This window comes from Bacteroidota bacterium (assembly GCA_017303975.1).
Taxonomy (GTDB): Bacteria; Bacteroidota; Bacteroidia; order JAFLBG01; family JAFLBG01; genus JAFLBG01.
The window spans coordinates 1-21,085 of the sequence record JAFLBG010000051.1; the positions used below are offsets into that span (position 1 = coordinate 1).

A 21,085-nucleotide genomic window follows, 5' to 3' on the forward strand; every position below is an offset into this window, starting at 1 on the left:
AGTAATTTCATGTCCGTGTGCCATGGGACTTGCCACTCCTACTGCTGTAATGGTTGGAATAGGTCGTGCCGCAAAAAATGGAATTCTCATAAAAGGTGGAAACACACTCGAATTATTTGCCAAAACGAAAAATATTGTGTTCGATAAAACAGGAACACTTACTACAGGAGAATTTGAGATAAAAAACATTTCGCCTGTTAACGGATATGACATAGACAAGCTCAAAAACATTATTTACTCACTTGAATTACACTCCTCCCACCCCATCGCAGTATCAATAAGTAAAGCCCTTTCCACTACTGCCACAAAAATAAATTTAAATACAATAACTGAAATTAAAGGTTTGGGCATTGAAGCAAAAGATGATTTTGGAAATACCTATAAAATTGGCTCAAACAAAATAAGCACATCAATAGTTGATTTATCTCACAACTTATATTTAGTAGAAAACGAAAAACTTATAGGATGCATCGATATACAAGACAAACTAAGGGATTCGGCTAAAGAAACTATTGCCAATTTCAATTCAAAAAATATTACAACCTACCTATTAAGTGGCGACACGCAAGTAAAAACCAAAGAACTTGCTGAGAATTTACACATTAAAAATTATTTTGGGGAACACACTCCTCAACAAAAACTAAACAAGCTTGATGAGATAAAAAAATCCGGAGGTACAACAATGGTGGGAGATGGTGTAAATGACTCTCCAGCCCTAACACAGGCAGATGTTGGAATTTCTTTTGGCGGGGCAACACAAATTGCTATACAGTCTGCACAAATTGTAATATTAGCATCAAACGACTTACATAAAATTTACGAAGCCCACCTGCTAAGTAAGGCTACCCTTAAAACAATAAAACAAAATTTATTTTGGGCTTTCTTCTACAATATTATTGCAATACCATTTGCAGCATTAGGCTTTTTAAGCCCTATGCTTGGCGCGCTTTCAATGGCATTTTCCGATGTTATTGTAATTGGGAATTCGCTGCTTCTAAAAACAAAAAAACTTAACTAATAAAATGCCCACAAGCCAAGGCAAATCAAGCGTTTTATTTATTACCAGCTGGTATACTAAAAAAGATAATCCGTCCCTAGGTATCTATGTAAAAAGACATGCAATTGCGTTATCGAAATTTGAAAAATGTACTATACTGCATGCATACAATTCTACTGAAAACAGAACTGAAGAACATACAATCAATCCAAATCTTTCGGAGATAATTGTTTATTATAAAAAATCCGACTTCCGTTTATTTGATATTGTGCGCTATATCAAAGCATATAGAAAAGGATTGGATGTGGTAAAGAAAAGCATTGGAACACCTTCTTTAATTCAAGCAAACATAACCTTTCCTGTTGGTATCATTGCATACCTATTTAAAATAACTCACAAAATTCCATATGTAATTCAAGAACATTGGTCAGGGTACTTACAAGAGGATGGCAGCTATAAGATATCGAATTCAATTCTAAAATTTTTTCATAGGCTAATTATAAAGAATGCAAATTCCGTTGCTACAGTATCGCATGCATTACAAAAAGCCATGCTTGACAATAATTTGAAAAACAGAAATTATACACGTGTGCCGAACGTTATTGACACAAAACTATTTTCCCCTTCCTATCCTGCAGAAACGAGAAACAAACAAATCATACATATTTCCTCACTAAACGACATAGAAAAAAATATAACAACACTAATTGAAACAATAGCCGAACTAAAAACCGAAAGAGACGATTTTACTTGTATATTCTGCGGAACAAGTTCTGAGGAAAATAAATTCAAAGAACTTGCTACTAAAAAAAACATATTGAATACCGTTGTTTTTTTTAAAGGATTTCTAAAGCCGGAGGAGCTTGTAATAGAAATTAGAAAATCAGCTTTTCTATTAATGTACAGTAACTATGAAACGTTTTCTTGTGTTACGCTCGAAGCTATGGCATGTGGAATACCTGTTCTATCAGGGGATGCAGGTGGCGTAAAAGAATTAATTACAGAGGAAACAGGAATAGTAGTGCCACAAAATAACAACCAAGCATTAAAGAAAAAAATTAATTTTATGCTCGATAATTATGCAAAATACGATTCAAGCGTGTTGCACGAGTATGTACAAACAAATTTTAGTGAAGATGTGGTGGGCAAACAAATACAACACTGGCATAAGCAAAGCCTGAAATAAGCAATGATAGAAAAATTAAAATCGTATACTGTTTCTAAAGAAAAAGCTAAATCTATCATTGGTATTGCGCTTATACAAGCATTTTCCATTATTCTTGTTTTTCTATCAAGCAAAATATTAATCGACAATTTTGGCAATAACAATTTTGGATTGTACAACTATGCAAATGCAATTATTACATTAGTTGGAATTTTAATTGTAGCCGGATTTACTAGTTTACTACTTAAGCAAATTCCAATATATGTTGCCGCAAAAAACAACAATCTACTTTCTGCTTTGCTAAACTGGTGCAATCGTCATGTACTCGTATATACCTTAGCATCGACCCTTGTATGCTTTAGTTTTCTTCTTTTCTCAAAAAATGATTTTTCGATAGTTGATATTTTTCTAATTATTATCTGCATTCCAATACACGCATTCATCCAATTAAAACAAACTAGTTTAAACGCATTAAAACAGCATAAGAAATCGCAAATAGCAGAAAAAGTAATAAAGCCACTTCTTCTAATTATTCCCACCTTAATTCTTATACCATTTCTGCATTTACCCAATAACACCACACTTCTTTTAAGTATAAATCTACTCGCCTTTGCCGGTACACTAGTACTTGTTCATCTATTTAAAAGAAACAAAATTTCTAATGCTACTGCTCCCAAAGAGGAAGAACAAAAATGGCAATCGTCATTAAAAAAATTATCTGTAGTAGGTTTGCTATCAATCATTGCAAGCAAAATTGACATTTTACTTCAAAGCAATTTATCTACAAACGAAAGTGTAGCTATCTATTCAATAGCACTTCGCATTTCTGAATTTGTATCATTTCCATTACTTATAGCAACAATATTTATTCTTCCTAATATTTCCAGCTTATACGAACAGCAGAAAAAAATAGAACTAGAGAAACTTCTTAAACAATCTTCAAAACTAACAACCATTGGAGCTTTAGTATTTATAAGTATTCTAATTTTAGCAGGAAAAAGCATCCTTCTATTTTTCAACGAAACGATTTCAACAGGATACACCCCACTACTTGTAATGTCTTTAGGACAATTAATAAATGTATGCTGCGGCTCTGTTGGTTACTTGCTGCTACTTACGGGCAAAGAAAGTCTTGCTATAAAAGCGGCAATTATAAGTTTACTTATACAAGTTGCCACAATAATTATCCTAACACCTATTTATAATGAATTAGGTACAGCAATTGCAACATCTACGAGTACTATTTGTTGGAATATGTTGATGTTGTATTATTGCATTAAACATTTAAAAATTAACCCTAGCATATTTCCAATTCATGTTAAGAAAGCCTAATTTTTTTATTGTTGGCGCTCCCAAATGTGGCACTACTGCTATGAATGACTTTCTTGCTGAGCATCCTGATATATATATGGCGCCTAAAGAAGTATTATACTTTGGGGCTGACTTACACAACACATCACCAAAGCTAACTGGGAAAGAATATTTACACTTATTCTCCAATTCATCAGGCAAAAAAATTGTTGGCGAATCCTCTGTTTGGTACTTGTATTCAGAAAGTGCAGCACAAGAAATAAAAACATTTGCACCTGATGCAAAAATACTTATCATGGTTCGTAATCCACTAGAAATGGTTTACGCAATGCACAGTCAGAATTTGTTTGATTGCAATGAAAATGAAAACGATTTTTTAAAAGCACTAGAGTTGGAATCGAAAAGAGCATCAGGCAGTTGTATTCCAAAAACAAACACACTACTCGAAAGTGTTTACTATTCAAAGATTGCGAGGTACACAACTCAAATTAAAAGATATCAAAACATTTTTGGCGCACCCAATGTGCACATAGTTGTTTACGATGACTTTCAAAAAAATATAGAAAATTGCTATGCAGAAGTTTTAAACTTTTTGCAGATTGACACAACATTCAAACCAAATTTCAGAACAATAAATGCAAACAAAGAAATTAAAAACCCAGAGCTGCAAAAAATTTTAAAAACACCGGGTAAGTTGCAAAAAAAAATAGTAAAATTCTTAATTCCGAGTGCCAGCATACGCACATTACTAAGAACAGCACTTGCCAACAAAAACACCTCTATTGCCAAGCGCAAACCAATAAGCACAGAAGCAAAAAGAAAATTAGCAAGCATGTACCAAAACGAGATATCAGAATTAAGCGTATTTTTAAATCGAGATTTGAATCATTGGTTGAAGATAGATTGATTCATTCTACTAAAAACACCCCTTATGTGTGGCATCGCAGGCATCGTTTCATTAAATAAAAACACCCAAGGGTTAAATAAATTTATTGAGCAACTTAGCGTTACCATTAAGCACCGTGGTCCTGACGATGAAGGATATACATTATTTAACAACAATCAATTTCAATGCTTTGGAGGCATAACCACTCCTAGCAACTGTTGGAACAACTCATTTGATTACGCTCCGCAAAACAATATAACTTCACACAATTTCGAATCATACATTGCACTTGCCCACAGAAGACTTTCTATTATAGATTTGTCTCCACTTGGCCATCAACCAATGTGTATTGACAATGGGAATATATGGATTACATACAATGGCGAATTGTACAATTACATTGAGATAAAAGAAGAGCTGCAAAAGCTAGGACACCAATTCATTAGCACTAGCGATACCGAGGTAATTCTATTTGCTTATAAACAATGGGGTAAAGAATGTTTACAAAAGTTTAATGGAATGTGGGCATTTGTTATTTACGACAAAAATAAAAACGAACTATTCGGAGCCCGCGATAGATTTGGAGTAAAACCATTATATTATTCGATAAGCTCCGACTATTTCTTATTTGCATCTGAGCTCAAAGCACTTGCAAAATCGGATTTAGTAGATACAAAAATAAATACAGATGCCGCATTTCAATTTTTAGTAAAAACCACCACCGAGAATACAGAAGAAAGTTTTTTCAAAAACTGTTTCGAATTGTTTCCTTCGCATGCGTTTACACTTTCTATAGATACCAAAGAATTTGCCAAATGGCAATTCTATCAACTAAAATTCAACAGTGAATTTGAAAATTATTCGGAAAATAAATTTTCAGAATATTCTACAAAAACTGCAAAGTTAGTTGAGCAAGCCATAAAAATACGATTACGTTCGGATGTTGCAGTTGGTGCGTGCTTAAGTGGAGGGATTGACAGTTCTTCTATTGTAAGCATTGTGCATCAACTAAAAAAAGAAGGAAAAGACACAACCGATTTCAAAGTATTTACTGCATCTTTTAAAGACAAGGAAATTGATGAAAGTAATTATGCCAAATTATTGGTTGATAAATACCATCTAAACTGGCATCAAGTATTTCCCAATGCACAAGAATTGACAACGGATTTAGAAGATCTAATTTATTCGCAAGACATTCCAATTTGGTCAACCAGCACATATGCGCAGCACCGAGTTCTTAAACTTGCATCCGAAAACAATATAAAAGTAATACTAGACGGGCAAGGTAGCGATGAATTGTTTGGAGGATACGACACCTATTTATTTTTTTATTTTGACGAGTTAATAAAAAGGGGACGACTGAAAGATTTTTTTAATCAAGTAAATAAATCAAGTCTCTCAAAACCACTACTTTTTTACATCAAACAAAAGCTGCGATTTTCAACTATACCTAAATTATCTCCGGATGCACAACTGAAATTTTTATTATTTTATTTCAATGACTTAAAATATTTGAATAAAGATTTTCTGTATGCGCACAAACATTTGTTAAAAGAGAACAACACCCCAACAACTTTAAACGAAAACTTACACAACGAATTTTACAACACACGTCTCAAAACATATCTAAAGTGCGAAGACAGATGTGCCATGTGGCATTCAGTAGAATCGCGAACACCTTTCGCTGATGATATTAATTTGATAGAATATATATTTTCAATTCCCGGCAATTACAAAATTGTAAATGGGAACCTAAAGGCTCTTATTAAAGATGCTATGCAAAATCATGTTCCACAACAAATTTTAAACCGAACGGATAAAAAAGGATTTACTACCCCCAATAATAAGTGGATAAATGAAATTAAAAACGACATCAAACATTATTTTGAAAATCCTTTATTAAAAGAATTTATAAATATAGAATTGCTCCAAAAAGAATACAACATTTTGTTCTCCGAAAAGAAAAACACAGACAACGGCAGGCTGTTTAAGTTTATAAGCTTTGCGGTATGGGCAAAAAAATATTTCTCTACTGTCAAATAACACCTTCTTTCTAGAAAAATTTTATTTGTCCAAATAAATCTGCTTTCATACATTTGCAATCCCCCTAAAAAAATATTGTTAATTACATAAAATAAAAATGCGATGAAAAAAATCTTACTTATTATGTTGGTATTATTTGTGGGTATTACATTGGCTCAAACTCCAATACATACAAACAAAATACAAAAGGCAAATCCCAAAATTTATTTTGATGGAAAAGAAGAACTGACGTTAAAACCAATGAAAAAAGCCGATACGGAAGGGAAATACTCTACCCCTACCCTACAAGCTATTACAAGTAGAACTTTAGGGACACTTGGTAACGTATTCTCCATACTAGGAAACAGAACCTACCTTTGGGCAGACCCACAAACAAACGCGGTTGCAATGTCTCATAGATATGTGGTAAACACCAACAATGGATATTTAACCTATGATATGTCTAAAGACGGAGGAAATACTTGGTCTAATGATGTTATTTCTGTTTATACGCCTACAAATGCTGCATCTCAATACGGAGCAAGATACCCACAAGGAGTAATTTACAATCCTTCTACCAACACTACTAACAATCCCGACTCAACTTATTTCTGTTATTTTGCACCAACAAGAGACAACTCAAACCCTGGTCAAAATTCGGCAGATTGGGGCGGTGTAGCAATGGGAACACACCAATTAAGTGGATTGATGGCACCTACGCAAACAGATTGGTCAAGCAACAACCAAAATGGAACCACATCAACCAACGGAATTTACTATTTCATTCCAGATGCTCATATAATTACAAAAACCGGGGTAATTCACAATCTAGACCAAATGCGTTTAGGATCTACTCTTCCAACTGACTATACCTATGGAGATAGCCTTGTTTATACAAGAGGCACTTGGAATCCTACTATCAAAGACTTCCAATACACGGCAAAAAATATAAGTATTCCTGTTAATGAAGATTACGATGGCAACAAAATGATTTTCGATTCAAAAATAAGCTTTGCTGATGATGGGCAAAATGGGTACATATCAATACTTGGACATGGAATTGCCTATGGTCAAAACAGTTTATGGGAACGAGATTCATTGATTTATATTATCGTTTACAAAACTACAGATGGTGGAAATACTTGGGGACAACCAATACAAATAGACTTAGACCCAATAAACAATTTAGTGCAGACACCGGGCTTTTCAATGACAGCTTGGTTAGAACACGATAACGTTGTAGATTCATTAGGAAATTTACACATTATTGCTGCCGTGGGAATTGCAGGAGTAAACGCATCAAATCCCTCAGGATTTTCGATTATTAACGGATGGAAAGATTGGGGATTATTTGATATCTATACAATAGATGGTGGAACACAATGGAAAGCTAGATTGGCAGACTACCCTCAGCAGTTTGGAATGTTATATGGTACATCAAACGCTGCAAGTGCTCCAGATCCATACGTTAGAGAATATATAAGACCACAAGCATCTAGAAACTGGAATGGAAGTAAGTTATTCTTTACTTGGTTTACAACAGATTCTATTACAAACATCGGAATTACGCCAAATGACGAGAACTCGATGCCCGACATGTTTTCTATTGGCTATAATGTTGTTACAGGAAAATGGACTGCTCCTAAAAACATAACTGGTAACACAACCCTTGCTACTGTTATACATTTTGGCTCCGTTTCTTATTACACACTAGAAAGCAACGGACGAAATACAATTCCAACAGTATATGCAAACTGGAATTCTCCAACTGCAACTGGTCAAACCCTTGATTTACGATACATTCACGATGCAGGGTTTGACAATACAGAATTTACGGAAGAATCTGATGCGTCTAACTTGGTAGATTTAAACACACTAATACTTTCTTCCAACGAGATAACAAAAAACAACTTATTCTCCGTTTCACAAAACTATCCAAATCCTTTTGATGGTGGCTCTACAGTTGATGTTAACTTAGTTAAGTCAACTACTATTACACTTACCATTACAAATACACTTGGACAAGTAATTAAAACAGAGACTAAAAATTTACCTGCAGGAGTTCACAACCTAAATCTGACCTCAAAAGGGATGCAAAAAGGTATTTATTTCTACACTATTTCTGCAGAAGGCAACTCAACTACAAAACGAATGATTATCAAATAGTTAGTTGAAAAATAAATAAAAAAACCACGCTAGTAGCGTGGTTTTTTTATTTTACACGATAGCGTATATTTACATGCAACCTTTTCTAGTAAAAAACCATCTTTAGTACAAACCCAACACACGCAATGAATAATGTTTCGGAAGAACAGTTGATTATTTTGTGTGGAAAGGGTAACGAACTTGCACTAAAAACAATATTCGAAAAATACAGCAAAACAATGATGGGAGTTTGCATGCGATACACAAATGATTATGATACAGCACAGGATGTTTTGCAAGACAGCTTTATCAAAGCATTTGGAGCCATAAGAAATTTTCAAGCAAAAGGATCGTTTGAAGGTTGGCTTCGAAAAATTGTGGTAAATACGGCCCTCGAGAATATTAGAAAAAACAAAAAGAAACAGCACGACATTACCATAGATGAATCTTTTGATACTGGAATAGATGAAACTATATCCGCTTCCATTTCTGCCAAAGTTTTATTAAATGTAATTCAAAAAATACCGGAAGGCTATCGAACAATTTTTAACCTGTTTGCTATTGAAGGTTACACGCATAAAGAAATCGGAGAGTTATTACACATATCTGAAAACACCTCCAAGTCGCAATATTCAAGGGCAAAAGTATATATTCAAAAAGTACTAAAAAGTGAACTGATACATGAAGAATAAATTACACATAGAAGAACTTTTTAAATCAAAATTGTACAATCATGAAGCAGATGTAAATCCTGCTGCATGGAACAATATTTCAAACTCTTTGCAAAAAACAAATGGAAGCTCATCCCCAAAATGGATTCAATCTAAATATTTAATCCTTTCAACAACAGTTATTGCAATTTCAACACTATCAACCATCTATTTTGATGCAAACAGATCTAAACGAAACAACAATAACACATCGCATTCCTTAACTATTTCGGAGAAACAACTTGTTAAACAAACAATTATTTCTACTTCAGCAGAAACAGAAAACCCTGTTTTAAAAAATAATACAACAAGCTCTTCTTTGAAAAATAATTCAATTCCAAAAACAACTAATAATATAACAACAGCAGAGCAAACAGAATATCCAAAAACAAATACAGATGTTGTATATTCGGATGCAAACTCAAGTAAACAAGTAGATGTGTATTCTATTTCTTCCGATAAAAAAGAACAACAAAATCCACTCTCAAAAATAGAAGAAACAGAAACTATAAACACAAGCTCACAAACAGTTCAAGAAACGGCAAAACAAAAACCTGCATCTAATCACAATTTCGTTATACCTAATGTATTCACACCGAATAACGATGGCAACAACGATTTGTTTAAGCTCAATTTCGACAATAAAATTCCTACCACAATTCATGTAACCATCTTTAACAGCAATATGTCTAAAGTAGTAGAATGGAAAACATTGGACGGAAGCTGGAACGGAAATGATATGCAAGGAAACATGTCTCCAAAAGGTGTTTATTATTACACAATTCAAGTATCTTTCGAAGACGGAGAAGCTACCACAAAAAGTGGGAACATATTACTAAGCAGATAATAAGTTATTTAGTACCTTCATCCAAGTAATTTGATACAACAACGGGTGAAACGGATTGGTCTTATTTCGGATACTCACAGCTATTTTGAAGAAAAACTCCCTAAATTTTTGTCGGAATGCGATGAGATTTGGCATGCGGGAGATATTGGTTCATTAGAACTTTGTGATAAACTAAATAAAATTAAACCTTTAAAAGCCGTATATGGCAATATAGACAACACTTCCATTAGAAAAGAGTATCCCGAATACCATTTCTTTACTTGCGAAAATGTAGGTGTTTTACTCATTCATATTGCTGGAAGTATGCCAAAATACAACACACAAGTGCTTGAGCTTATACAAAAACACAAACCCAAACTTTTAATTTGCGGACACTCACACATTGCCAAAGTAGCATTTGACAAGGCGAATAACGTACTTTATATGAATCCTGGAGCAGCAGGTAATCATGGCTTTCATCAAATAAAAACCATGCTTCGATTTACACTGGAAAATGGAGATATTAAAGACTTAGAACTAATAGAATTAGGCAAAAGATAATTTTTGTTATTAGTAATTAAATTAGTAATATTGCCTTGTACTTCATGTACACGTCATTACAACAAATCAAAAAATTTAATGAATTTCAATTTTTATTTCTGATTTATCTTTTTCATTATATCAATCCATCCTAAAAACATACTAATTAAATCTAATTAAAATCTACATTATCTATGTACGACATAATTGAGCTTAACAGCAAGCTTGTAAACGAATTAAGAGAAATTGCAAAAAATCTTAACATCCCTAAACACGAAGGCTTAAAAAAACAAGAATTAATTTACAAAATCCTTGATTACCAAGCTGTAAATCCGGACAAAGTAAGCGAAGAAAAAAAGACAGAAGAAAAAGCTGTTCGCCCTAAAAAAACGAAATCTCCAACAGAAGAAAAACCGGTTCTTTCCTCTATCGAAGAATCTATAAATGCTATTTTTAATAGAGAAGAACCTGCACCCGAACCAAAACCGGTAGAAGCAACCAACAACGCAAATACCGCTAAGAGCAACGCTCCCAACGATAATTATAACCAAGAACAAACCCCTTTAAGAGAAGTTCATTCAGAAAAAAGAGAGGATAAATTCCAACAACACGAGAAAAAAGGTGTAGATAGCATTTATAATTTTGATGGAATAGTTATTAGCGAAGGGGTATTGGAAATTATGCCTGACGGATATGGATTTTTACGTTCAGCAGATTACAATTACCTAAACTCTCCGGACGATGTATATGTTTCACAATCTCAAATAAAGCTGTTCGGATTAAAAACAGGTGATACTGTTAGAGGTAGCATTCGCCCACCAAAAGAAGGAGAAAAATATTTTCCACTTATTAAAGTAGAACGAATAAATGGCAGAGACCCAGGCTATGTAAGAGATAGAGTTCCATTTGATTATCTTACGCCACTTTTCGCGTACGAAAAATTCAAACTTTCCGGTCACCCACAAAGTAGTTTATCTTCTCGTGTTGTTGATTTAGTAACACCACTCGGAAAAGGACAAAGAGGTTTAATTGTAGCTCAACCCAAAACAGGTAAAACTGTTTTACTAAAAGAAATTGCAAATGCCATTGCCTATAACCATCCTGAAGTTTATTTATTAATTCTATTAATTGACGAACGTCCGGAAGAGGTTACAGATATGGCAAGAAGCGTAAAAGCAGAAGTAATAGCCTCTACATTTGATGAACCGGCAGAAAGACACGTTAAAATTGCAAACATAGTATTGGAGAAAGCAAAAAGAATGGTGGAATGTGGGCACGATGTAGTTATCCTACTCGACTCTATTACCCGTTTAGCAAGAGCTTACAATACTGTTTCTCCGGCATCCGGAAAAGTTCTTTCCGGAGGTGTTGATTCTAACGCATTGCATAAACCAAAACGCTTTTTTGGTGCTGCACGTAAAATAGAAAACGGAGGCTCTTTAACTATTTTAGCAACGGCATTGACTGAAACAGGTTCTAAAATGGATGAAGTTATTTTCGAAGAATTTAAAGGAACCGGTAATAGCGAGTTGCAGTTAGATAGAAAACTAGCCAACAAACGTTTGTTCCCGGCTATCGATATTGTTGCATCTAGCACAAGAAGAGACGATTTATTGGTTGACAAAGAATCACTACAACGTGTTTGGATTTTGCGCAATCACTTAGCAGATATGAACCCGGTTGAGGCCATGGAGTTCCTAAAATCGCAAATGAAAAACACCCAATCCAACGAAGAGTTTTTAATCTCTATGAATGGATAGGTAATAAATTGATAATCAACACTAAAATCCCCATAAGATACTATCTTGTGGGGATTTTTAATAAATACCTGTTCATAATTTACACCAAAAAACCAATATTTCATCTATATAAAAGTTGCTTTGGTAGAAATAATGTAGTTTATTTGCACCCGATTTCAACCCATTAATATGCGCAAAGAAAATTCATATTTAAAGTATGTTGTAAGTGCTATTTTATTTTTCTCTATCGCACTACAAATATCTTCCCAAAATGTAATTAAAGGCACCATTAAAGACGCTAAAACCAAAGAAGGTTTGTTTGGTGTAACTATTGCCATTAAAGGAACAAGTACCGCTGCGATAACCGATTTTGATGGAAATTTCACACTTAAAGTTGGCGATACTCCCTTGCCTATTACAGTTACAGCCTATTTTATTGGATATGCACAGCAAGAAATAACCGTAAGTTCGTTCGAATCTCCTATTGATATAAAGCTTAAATCGAGCGAAGTTACGCTTAAAGAAGTAGAAGTAGCCGAATTTAGGATAAGCGAAAAACAAAAGCAAAATCCATTAACAGTAGAATCGATGGATGTTTTAGCCATAAAAGAAACTCCGGCAGCCAATTTTTACGAAGGATTAAGCCATTTAAAAGGTGTAGATATGACCTCTGCCAGTATTGCTTTTAAAGTAATTAATACCCGTGGTTTTAATAGCACCTCCCCTGTTCGATCCCTGCAAATTATCGATGGTGTGGATAATCAGGCTCCCGGTCTAAATTTTTCGTTAGGTAATTTTCTAGGAGCACCTGAATTAGATGTGATGAAAGCTGATTTAATTGTAGGAGCTAGTTCTGCTTTCTACGGACCAAACGCATTTAACGGTGTAATTAGCATGACTACTAAAAATCCATTTCAATTTCCGGGATTTAGTGCATCAATAAAGGCTGGAGAACGAGATTTATTAGAAGCCTCTGTTCGTTGGGCGCAGATAATTAAAAATAAAGCCGGAGAAGATAAATTTGCCTACAAGTTAAACATCTTTGCTATGAGAGCCAGAGACTGGGAAGCATACAATGATAGCCCAGTTTACAACACAGATACAGACAAAGATAATCCGGGAGGTTATGATGCTGTAAACCGTTACGGAGATGAAAATTTATCTGTTGGTCAGAACAATGCTACTAGTCTGTACGAACAAAGAAACAACCCAGGACTTAACCGTTGGCACAGAACAGGATATTGGGAAAAAGATTTAGTTGACTACAATACAAAAAATGCAAAAGCCAGTGTTGCTCTTCATTATAAATTAAAACCGGAAACAGAGCTTATTTATGCCGGAAATTTCGGGACAGGAACAACAGTCTATCAGGGCGATAACAGATATAGCTTAAAAGATATTTTGTTTTTTCAACATCGATTAGAAGTGGCAAAAAAAGATAAATATTTTGTACGCGCTTATACAACAGCCGAAGATGCAGGAAATTCATATGATGCTGTTTTCACATCCTTTTTGTTGCAAAACCAAGCCATGGATAATGTTACATGGAGTACGAAATATCGTAATTTTTGGGCAGGCGCAGTTCCGGGGAGTACACCCAATACAGAACCAGGAGGTATGAGAGGAAACGTTCAGGCATTACCCGGATTTCCAGTTTACCAATGGCCTAATCCATACGACTTTGACAAAGCGAATGAAGTTATGGCAGCCTACAACCAATCTCTTACCTTATGGCATTCGTACGCAAGAGACTATGCTGATAAGTATGCAGGCGCACCTCGTCTTGAGCCAGGCACACCGGAGTTTGAGGCTGCTTTTAATGATATTATTTCTAAAAGAACATTTAAAGAAGGAGGATCTAAATTTTTCGATCGCTCTAAATTATACCATGTACATGGCGAATATAAACTCACCCCTAAATTTGCAAACATAACTGTTGGTGCCAATGGAAGGATGTATGCGCCTTATTCAGAAGGAACTATTTTTAGTGATACTGGTGGGGTAGTTATTAGAAATTATGAATACGGTGTTTATTCGGGAATAGAAAAAAAGTTTATTAACGACAAACTTAAAATGAATTTAACAGCAAGAGTAGATAAAAATCAAAATTTCAACTACCTTTTTTCTCCTGCTGCATCATTAGTGTACGCCAATACTCCTGACAATGTGTTTAGAATATCATTCTCCTCGGCAGTTAGAAACCCTACACTGCAAGATCAATACTTATATTATCAAGTAGGGCGAGCAATCTTAATTGGGAATATTACAGGCTACGACTCCTTAATTACAACCGAATCGCTTACCACTTACTTAAATTCTGCAACACCAACATACGACATGATTGAATATGTTAGTTTTGACAAAATAAAACCCGAACAAGTAAAAACAATTGAAGTCGGATACAGAGGCATTCTTGCAAAACGAATATTCATTGATTTAAACTACTATTATAGCTTCTACAAAAATTTTATTGGATACAAACTTGTTGCCGATGTTTTATTTAACAATATAACACAACAAGTTGCGGGTGCTACATTTTATAGAATTGCAACAAATGCATCAGAGCAAGTTACAACCCAAGGCGCATCAGCAGGGTTTAGCTACTTTTTCTACCATAAATTAGCACTAATGGGCAATTATTCGTGGAATGTTTTAAACCAAAAATCACAAGACCCTGTTATTCCTGCATACAACACTCCTGTGCATAAATTTAATGTAGGAATAGGAGCTCGTGATATCATTACTAAAATTAGAGTTAGAGACAGTTCGTTCATAAACCTTGATGCATGGGGCTTTAATATTAACTACAAATGGGTAGAAGGATTTATGTTTGAAGGCTCCCCTCAGTTTACAGGATATGTAGATACTTATGATTTGGTAGATGCACAAATAAGCTACAATGCAAAAAAAATAAATACTACTTTTAAACTGGGAGCATCTAATCTACTGAATAAGATGCAATACCAAGTTTATGGAGGACCTTTAATTGGCAGAATGGCCTATTTTTCAATCCTATACGAACCAAAAATAAAATAACTTGTACAGCATGCTTTAATTCACTAGCTTCGCAAGCTATTCAAACTTTTTTACCTGCGCCAAAGTTAAATCGGATCAAGCTAAGCAGGTTACACTTGATTCAACAAAAAATAAAAAATAAAATGAAAAAAAAATTACAACTTCTATTTGCGGTTGCTGTTTTTGCAACACAACTGATGTTTGCACAACAACGATTTTTAAATCCTGTATTTTCGGGAGTAACTAAAACATCTAATGTTCAGTACTCTACTAACTTATCAGTATTAACCGGCACACCATCTGCTGTTTCCTTACTAATGGATGTATACGAGCCAACTGGCGACACTATGTCTAAAAGACCTGTTGTTATTGTACTTCACACAGGAAGCTTCTTACCTCGATACATAAACAGACAAGCTACAGGAGACAAGACTGATAGTGCTGTTGTGGAAACTTGTAACAGATTTGCTAAAATGGGATATGTTGCGTGTGCAGTTGCATATAGAACTGGTTGGAATCCTACTGCTCTAGGAAGTGCAGGTCAAGATGTAAGAACAGGAACATTATTGAATGCTGTTTACAGGGCTATTCAAGATGTTAAATCTTCTGTTCGATTTTTGAAAAAAGAACAAATGGGAGCTAACTTATACAGAACAGACTCAACAAAGATTGCTGTTATGGGATACGGATCAGGAGGATATGTATCTTATGCTGCGGCAACGTTAAATAAGTATTCTGAAATTGTATTAGGTAAATTTATATCTGGCACAACAAGTCAGCCTTATATTGATACAACTTTATCTGGAAATTTTGATGGTACTTTGGCAAGACCATTATGTTTGCCAACAAATTTAGGTCATACATCTAACTATGCTGCTGCAGTAGCAATAGGTGGTGCTGCGGGAGATAGCTCTTGGATGGAAGCAGGAGATGTTCCTTTTATTGGAATGCAGTGTACAAAAGACCCTAATGCTCCTTACAACTTTGGACAAGTAATTGTTCCTACAACAGGAGATTTTGTGGTTGACGCTAGCGGAAGTGGAGACATGATTCGTATTTCAAACCAATTAGGAAACAACACATCACTTAACAGTGCTCCAACAAACGTTTATACAACTAAGGCTGCATCAATGAATGGTGGCGTAAAAGGATTATATCCTTTCTTTACAGCTCCAATTCCTGCTGCAAGTGCATTAACATGTGGTACACCAATTGCTGCTGGAGAAGAAGGTGGCCCTTGGGATTGGTGGAATGAATCTGCTTATATTGCAGGTTATACTCCTTACGCTGCAGGTGGTGCTATAGAAGCTACTGTTACCAATTGCGTACTTAAATATGGTAGCCCAGGATGGGGAGCAACAAAAGGTAGATTGTACATAGATACAATTGTAGGGTTCACTTCAGCAAATTTATTCGCTGCATTGTCTTTACCTACTGTTTTTGTTGGTGTTAACGAAGTTGAATTAGCAAAAAATGTAAATTTATATCCAAACCCAGCTAATACAAACGTTACAATTGCTTCTATAGACAATACTGTTATAAATACAGTTGTTGTAATGGATGTAACAGGAAAAACAATTGTTTCTGCATCTGTAAACGCAAATAACTACACTATTAACTACAACAGCTTATCAAAAGGTGTTTATGTAGTAAAAGTTCAGTTTGCTAACGGTAAAGAAGCGAACAAAAAATTAATCGTAGAATAATTTTAGAATACTCTTAAAAGAGCGGGGGCTTTGCAATTGCAAAGCCCCCGCTCTTTTTTTATATTTACTTCAATTGTAATTCTTCCAACCTTTCCAAAATTTTAAACTTTGGAAAGGTATTTTAAAGATTTAGGATAGCGAATTTATATAGTTAACTAACAATACTGTAAATTAGGCAATATGCATTTTCTGTACCCTTCTTTTTTGTGGGCATTGAGCCTAATTAGTATTCCAATAATTATTCATCTATTTAATTTTAGACGATACAAAAAAATTTATTTCAGCAATGTTTCATTATTAAAAGAAGTAAAAGAGGAAACGAAATCTGTTTCTCGGCTAAAACACTTATTAGTGCTTCTTTCAAGAATTTTGGCTGTCGCCTGTCTGGTTATTGCATTTGCACAACCTTATATTCCATCTAATAATAACACTACAGAAATAGGCACTAATTTTATCAGTATCTATATAGATAACTCGTTTAGCATGGAAACATCCGGCAAAACGGGCAACCTACTAAACGAAGCAAAAAAGAAAGCTTCCGAAATAATAAAATCGTACAGGAATACCGATAGATTTCAATTACTTACAAACGACTTTGAGGGCAAACACCAAAATTTTTACACTAAAGAAGAGGCCGTTACTATGGTGGATGAAATTACGAGCTCGTCTAGTTCTAAACTACTTTCCGATATATTTACTAGATCCAATGCTGCACTAGCAAACGTAGCAGGGACAAAGAAAAAATATATTATAAGTGATTTTCAGAAGTCGATTGCAAATATTGCCTCACTAAAAAATGATACTCTGGCACAATCCTTTTTGTTACCCATTAAAGCAGAAAACAAGAACAACCTATACATTGACTCCTGTTGGTTCACAGAGCCTATACAGAATAACACCAAAAAACATACGGTAATTGCACGAATAAAAAATGTTGGGACAGAACCAATAGAAAATGCCTCCATCAATCTATTTATTAATTCGCAATTAAAAACACCAGTTGCTTTTTCGGTAAAAGAAAATGAAGCAGTAGATATTCAAATACCTTTTAGCAGCAAAGAAGTTGGAATGCAGGAGGCATATTTAGAGATAACCGATAACCCTGTTACCTTTGATGATAGGCTGTATTTTTCTTTTACCATACAATCTAGCATTCCTGTATTAGAGATTGTACCAAACAAAACCGACCTTAAAAACAAAAGCAACATACAATCTGTATTTACACTTGATTCATTGTTTGCATTCGAATCGTATAAAGTTTCTGAAATAGATTATTCAAAACTTCCGAAATACAGTTTAATTATTTTACATCAACTTCCGGAACTATCAACTGGACTGCAAATAGAAATCAAAAAATGTATTGAAAACGGAGCATCCGTTTTAATTATACCCGCAAACACAATAGACTTAAGCTCTTACAACTCTTTCTTACAACAAATTGCATCTACTAAAATTTCAGCTCCACAAAAAACAAAACTAAAAGCAAATTGGATTAACTATGCCCACTTTATGTATGAAGGAGTGTTTGAAAAAAAATCGGAAAATTTGAATTTACCGTTTGTTGAATTGTATTATCCTATTGAGAAAAATACGCTATCCAACGAAGAACAATTACTTCGATTAGAAAATGGTGCTAGCCTCTTAAGTATTTTTACCGGTGGTAAAGGGAAAATATACTTGCTTACAACATCATTAGATGAAACGTCCGGCAATATGGCAAAACACGCTCTATTTGTACCAACATTATATCAAATAGCACTTAACAGCAGTAATCCCAAACCAATTTATTACACGTTAGGTGCAAATACCGGTATTGAATGCGATGCACTTACATCAACCAACAAAATGGTGTATAAAATAAAAAGTAGTAATGAATCAAATCCAATCGAGCTAATTCCGGAATTTAAGCAGCTAAGCAATAGTAGCTTTTTATATCCAGGAAATACGTTAGCAATTGCAGGTAATTACAATATAATGCTAGAAAACATTACAGTACAAAAAGCATCATTTAACTATAGCAGAAAAGAATCGCAATTAGAATTCTATTCATCAGATGAACTAACAAGCGAACTCGCCAAAAACAACTTAACCACTATAAGTCTGCTTAATGCAGAGAAGAATGTACAAACAATTATAAGAGAAATTTCCATTGGCCAATTTTATTGGAAATACTTCCTTATTGCAGCGCTTATTTGCTTGGCAATTGAAATTATTTTAATACGTTTGTTAAAATAGCATTTACAATATTTGTTTAAACAAATATATTTAAGTACATTTGTATAAATAATTATAGACGACCTCATTTAGTATGGAAATAGGAAAAGCTATCAAGCAGAAAAAATTTGAAAGTTCGCAGCAAAAGGCTATGATAAATATTCTATATACCTACAATTGGTTGTTAGACAAAACGAGTACACTCTTTAAAGACTTTGATATTACGCAGCAACAATACAATGTGCTTAGAATTTTGAGAGGGAAAAGTCCACAATCGGTATGTGTTGGAGAAATCAAAGAGGTAATGCTAGACAAAAACCCTGATTTAACTCGCTTGTGCGACAGATTAGTACTAAAAGGATTTATTGAACGAGAATTAAATCCGGACAATAGAAGACAAGTGTTAATTAAAATCACAAAAAAAGGCTTAGGATTGCTTGCTGCCATAGACCCTATCATGAGAAAGGAAACTAAATTTATTTTCAACTTAAATGACAGCGAATCAGAAAAATTGTCAGACCTATTAGACAAAATTAGAGGATAAAAAATTTGGCATATTAGTTGTTTAAACAAATATTGTTAATTCAAATTAAAAATGGACAGAAAAAAATTTATACACACAGGTATTGCATCGGCAGCATTGCTTGGTATAGGTAAATTGGCAAACAGCAAACCCGAACTCAACCAAGTAGGATTCGAACATTTACCAAACAAAGAAATAAAAACAATGAAAACAATTTTACACAAAGCAGACACAAGAGGTTACGCAAACCATGGTTGGCTAAACTCTCATCATTCATTTAGTTTTGCAAACTACTATAACCCTGAGCGAATGCAATTTGGAGCTCTTCGTGTGTTAAACGATGATATTGTTTCTCCTTCTATGGGTTTTAACACACATCCACATAACAATATGGAAATTATTTCTATTCCATTGAGTGGAGATTTAGAACATAAAGATAGTATGGGAAATACGCAAATAATCAAACAAGGCGACATCCAAATAATGAGTGCAGGAAAAGGAATTCAACATTCTGAAAAAAACAAAAATTCAGATAAAGAAGTTAAATTCTTGCAAATTTGGGTGCTTCCTAAAGAGTTGAATATTCAACCTCGCTACGATCAAAAAACATTTTCATCTTCGAATTTTAAAAACAAACTGACACAAATTGTTTCTCCTGCGGGCGATGCAGAGGGCATCGACATACATCAGAACGCATGGTTTAGCATGGGTGAGCTTGACAAAGACTTTAAAACATCTTATCAAATAAAACAGAAAAACAACGGAGCGTATTTTTTTGTACTAGAAGGAATTGTTTGGGTAAATAATCAGCTGCTAGAAAAGCGCGATGGCTATGGAATATGGGATACTGATAAGATAGAAATAAAGGCCGATTCGAACTCAAAAATATTAATAATTGATGTTCCAATGGATGTGTAAACATATTTAAACTAAAAAAACTAGAAATGCAAAACAAAAAAATTCTCCATACTATTTATGGCCATGAATTTCAAATGGGTCCTTTGCGTGTAAGGCAGCCATTGCCTGCGGCAGATTTAGAACAAGCTAGTCCTTTCGTGTTATTGCACCATGCATCACCCAAATATTACGAGCCAGGTAGCGAAAAACCTCGTCTTGGGCCACACCCGCATCGAGGGTTTGAGCCTGTTACATTTGTTTTCCAAGGTGGAATTCATCACAAAGATTCGCTAGGAAGCGAGGGCTTTTTAAATTCAGGAGACGTGCAATGGATGACTTCCGGCAGCGGCATTATTCATAGCGAGGGTCCTTCAGCAGATTTTTTACAA

At 34.5% G+C, this 21,085-nt stretch carries 16 protein-coding genes; all 16 read left to right on the forward strand.

Features of this window, described 5'->3' with window-relative positions; all coding sequences use genetic code 11:
• Positions 1 to 1,018: cation-translocating P-type ATPase (locus J0M08_13370; GenBank protein ID MBN8704052.1), on the forward strand; the 1,018-nt coding region annotated here is incomplete at its 5' end.
• A gap of 4 nt (positions 1,019 to 1,022) precedes the next feature.
• On the forward strand, positions 1,023 to 2,183 hold the full coding sequence (locus tag J0M08_13375) for a glycosyltransferase (protein ID MBN8704053.1): 1,161 nt from the start codon (positions 1,023 to 1,025) through the stop codon (positions 2,181 to 2,183).
• Between the two features lie 3 nt (positions 2,184 to 2,186).
• Entirely contained in the window at positions 2,187 to 3,494 is a 1,308-nt protein-coding gene (locus J0M08_13380; protein ID MBN8704054.1) for a polysaccharide biosynthesis C-terminal domain-containing protein, read from the forward strand.
• Entirely contained in the window at positions 3,478 to 4,380 is a 903-nt protein-coding gene (locus J0M08_13385; GenBank protein ID MBN8704055.1) for a sulfotransferase domain-containing protein, read from the forward strand. Before J0M08_13380 ends, J0M08_13385 begins: the two co-directional genes overlap by 17 nt.
• 24 nt (positions 4,381 to 4,404) lie before the next feature.
• On the forward strand, positions 4,405 to 6,402 hold the full coding sequence (asnB, locus tag J0M08_13390; GenBank protein MBN8704056.1) for an asparagine synthase (glutamine-hydrolyzing): 1,998 nt from the start codon (positions 4,405 to 4,407) through the stop codon (positions 6,400 to 6,402).
• A gap of 102 nt (positions 6,403 to 6,504) precedes the next feature.
• The gene (locus tag J0M08_13395; GenBank protein ID MBN8704057.1) at positions 6,505 to 8,547 is read left to right on the forward strand and encodes a T9SS type A sorting domain-containing protein; all 2,043 of its coding nucleotides are present in this window, start codon (positions 6,505 to 6,507) and stop codon (positions 8,545 to 8,547) included.
• Between the two features lie 125 nt (positions 8,548 to 8,672).
• Entirely contained in the window at positions 8,673 to 9,218 is a 546-nt protein-coding gene (locus J0M08_13400) for an RNA polymerase sigma factor (GenBank protein MBN8704058.1), read from the forward strand.
• On the forward strand, positions 9,208 to 10,083 hold the full coding sequence (locus tag J0M08_13405) for a gliding motility-associated C-terminal domain-containing protein (GenBank protein ID MBN8704059.1): 876 nt from the start codon (positions 9,208 to 9,210) through the stop codon (positions 10,081 to 10,083). Before J0M08_13400 ends, J0M08_13405 begins: the two co-directional genes overlap by 11 nt.
• A gap of 45 nt (positions 10,084 to 10,128) precedes the next feature.
• The gene (locus J0M08_13410; protein ID MBN8704060.1) at positions 10,129 to 10,623 is read left to right on the forward strand and encodes a metallophosphoesterase family protein; all 495 of its coding nucleotides are present in this window, start codon (positions 10,129 to 10,131) and stop codon (positions 10,621 to 10,623) included.
• A gap of 173 nt (positions 10,624 to 10,796) precedes the next feature.
• Entirely contained in the window at positions 10,797 to 12,362 is a 1,566-nt protein-coding gene (gene rho, locus J0M08_13415; GenBank protein ID MBN8704061.1) for a transcription termination factor Rho, read from the forward strand.
• A 168-nt stretch (positions 12,363 to 12,530) separates the two neighbouring features.
• A complete protein-coding gene (locus J0M08_13420; protein ID MBN8704062.1) occupies positions 12,531 to 15,377 on the forward strand; it encodes a TonB-dependent receptor in 2,847 nt (948 codons plus the stop codon).
• Between the two features lie 122 nt (positions 15,378 to 15,499).
• A complete protein-coding gene (locus J0M08_13425; protein ID MBN8704063.1) occupies positions 15,500 to 17,062 on the forward strand; it encodes a T9SS type A sorting domain-containing protein in 1,563 nt (520 codons plus the stop codon).
• A gap of 180 nt (positions 17,063 to 17,242) precedes the next feature.
• Positions 17,243 to 19,297 (forward strand): BatA domain-containing protein, encoded by a 2,055-nt coding sequence (locus tag J0M08_13430; protein ID MBN8704064.1) that lies wholly within the window; start codon positions 17,243 to 17,245, stop codon positions 19,295 to 19,297.
• A gap of 73 nt (positions 19,298 to 19,370) precedes the next feature.
• Entirely contained in the window at positions 19,371 to 19,820 is a 450-nt protein-coding gene (locus J0M08_13435; protein ID MBN8704065.1) for a MarR family transcriptional regulator, read from the forward strand.
• A 51-nt stretch (positions 19,821 to 19,871) separates the two neighbouring features.
• Positions 19,872 to 20,717: a pirin family protein gene (locus J0M08_13440; GenBank protein ID MBN8704066.1), complete on the forward strand. Its 846-nt coding sequence runs from the start codon at positions 19,872 to 19,874 to the stop codon at positions 20,715 to 20,717.
• A 26-nt stretch (positions 20,718 to 20,743) separates the two neighbouring features.
• Positions 20,744 to 21,085, forward strand: a 342-nt coding sequence (locus J0M08_13445) for a pirin family protein (protein MBN8704067.1), incomplete at its 3' end; no start/stop codon positions are given.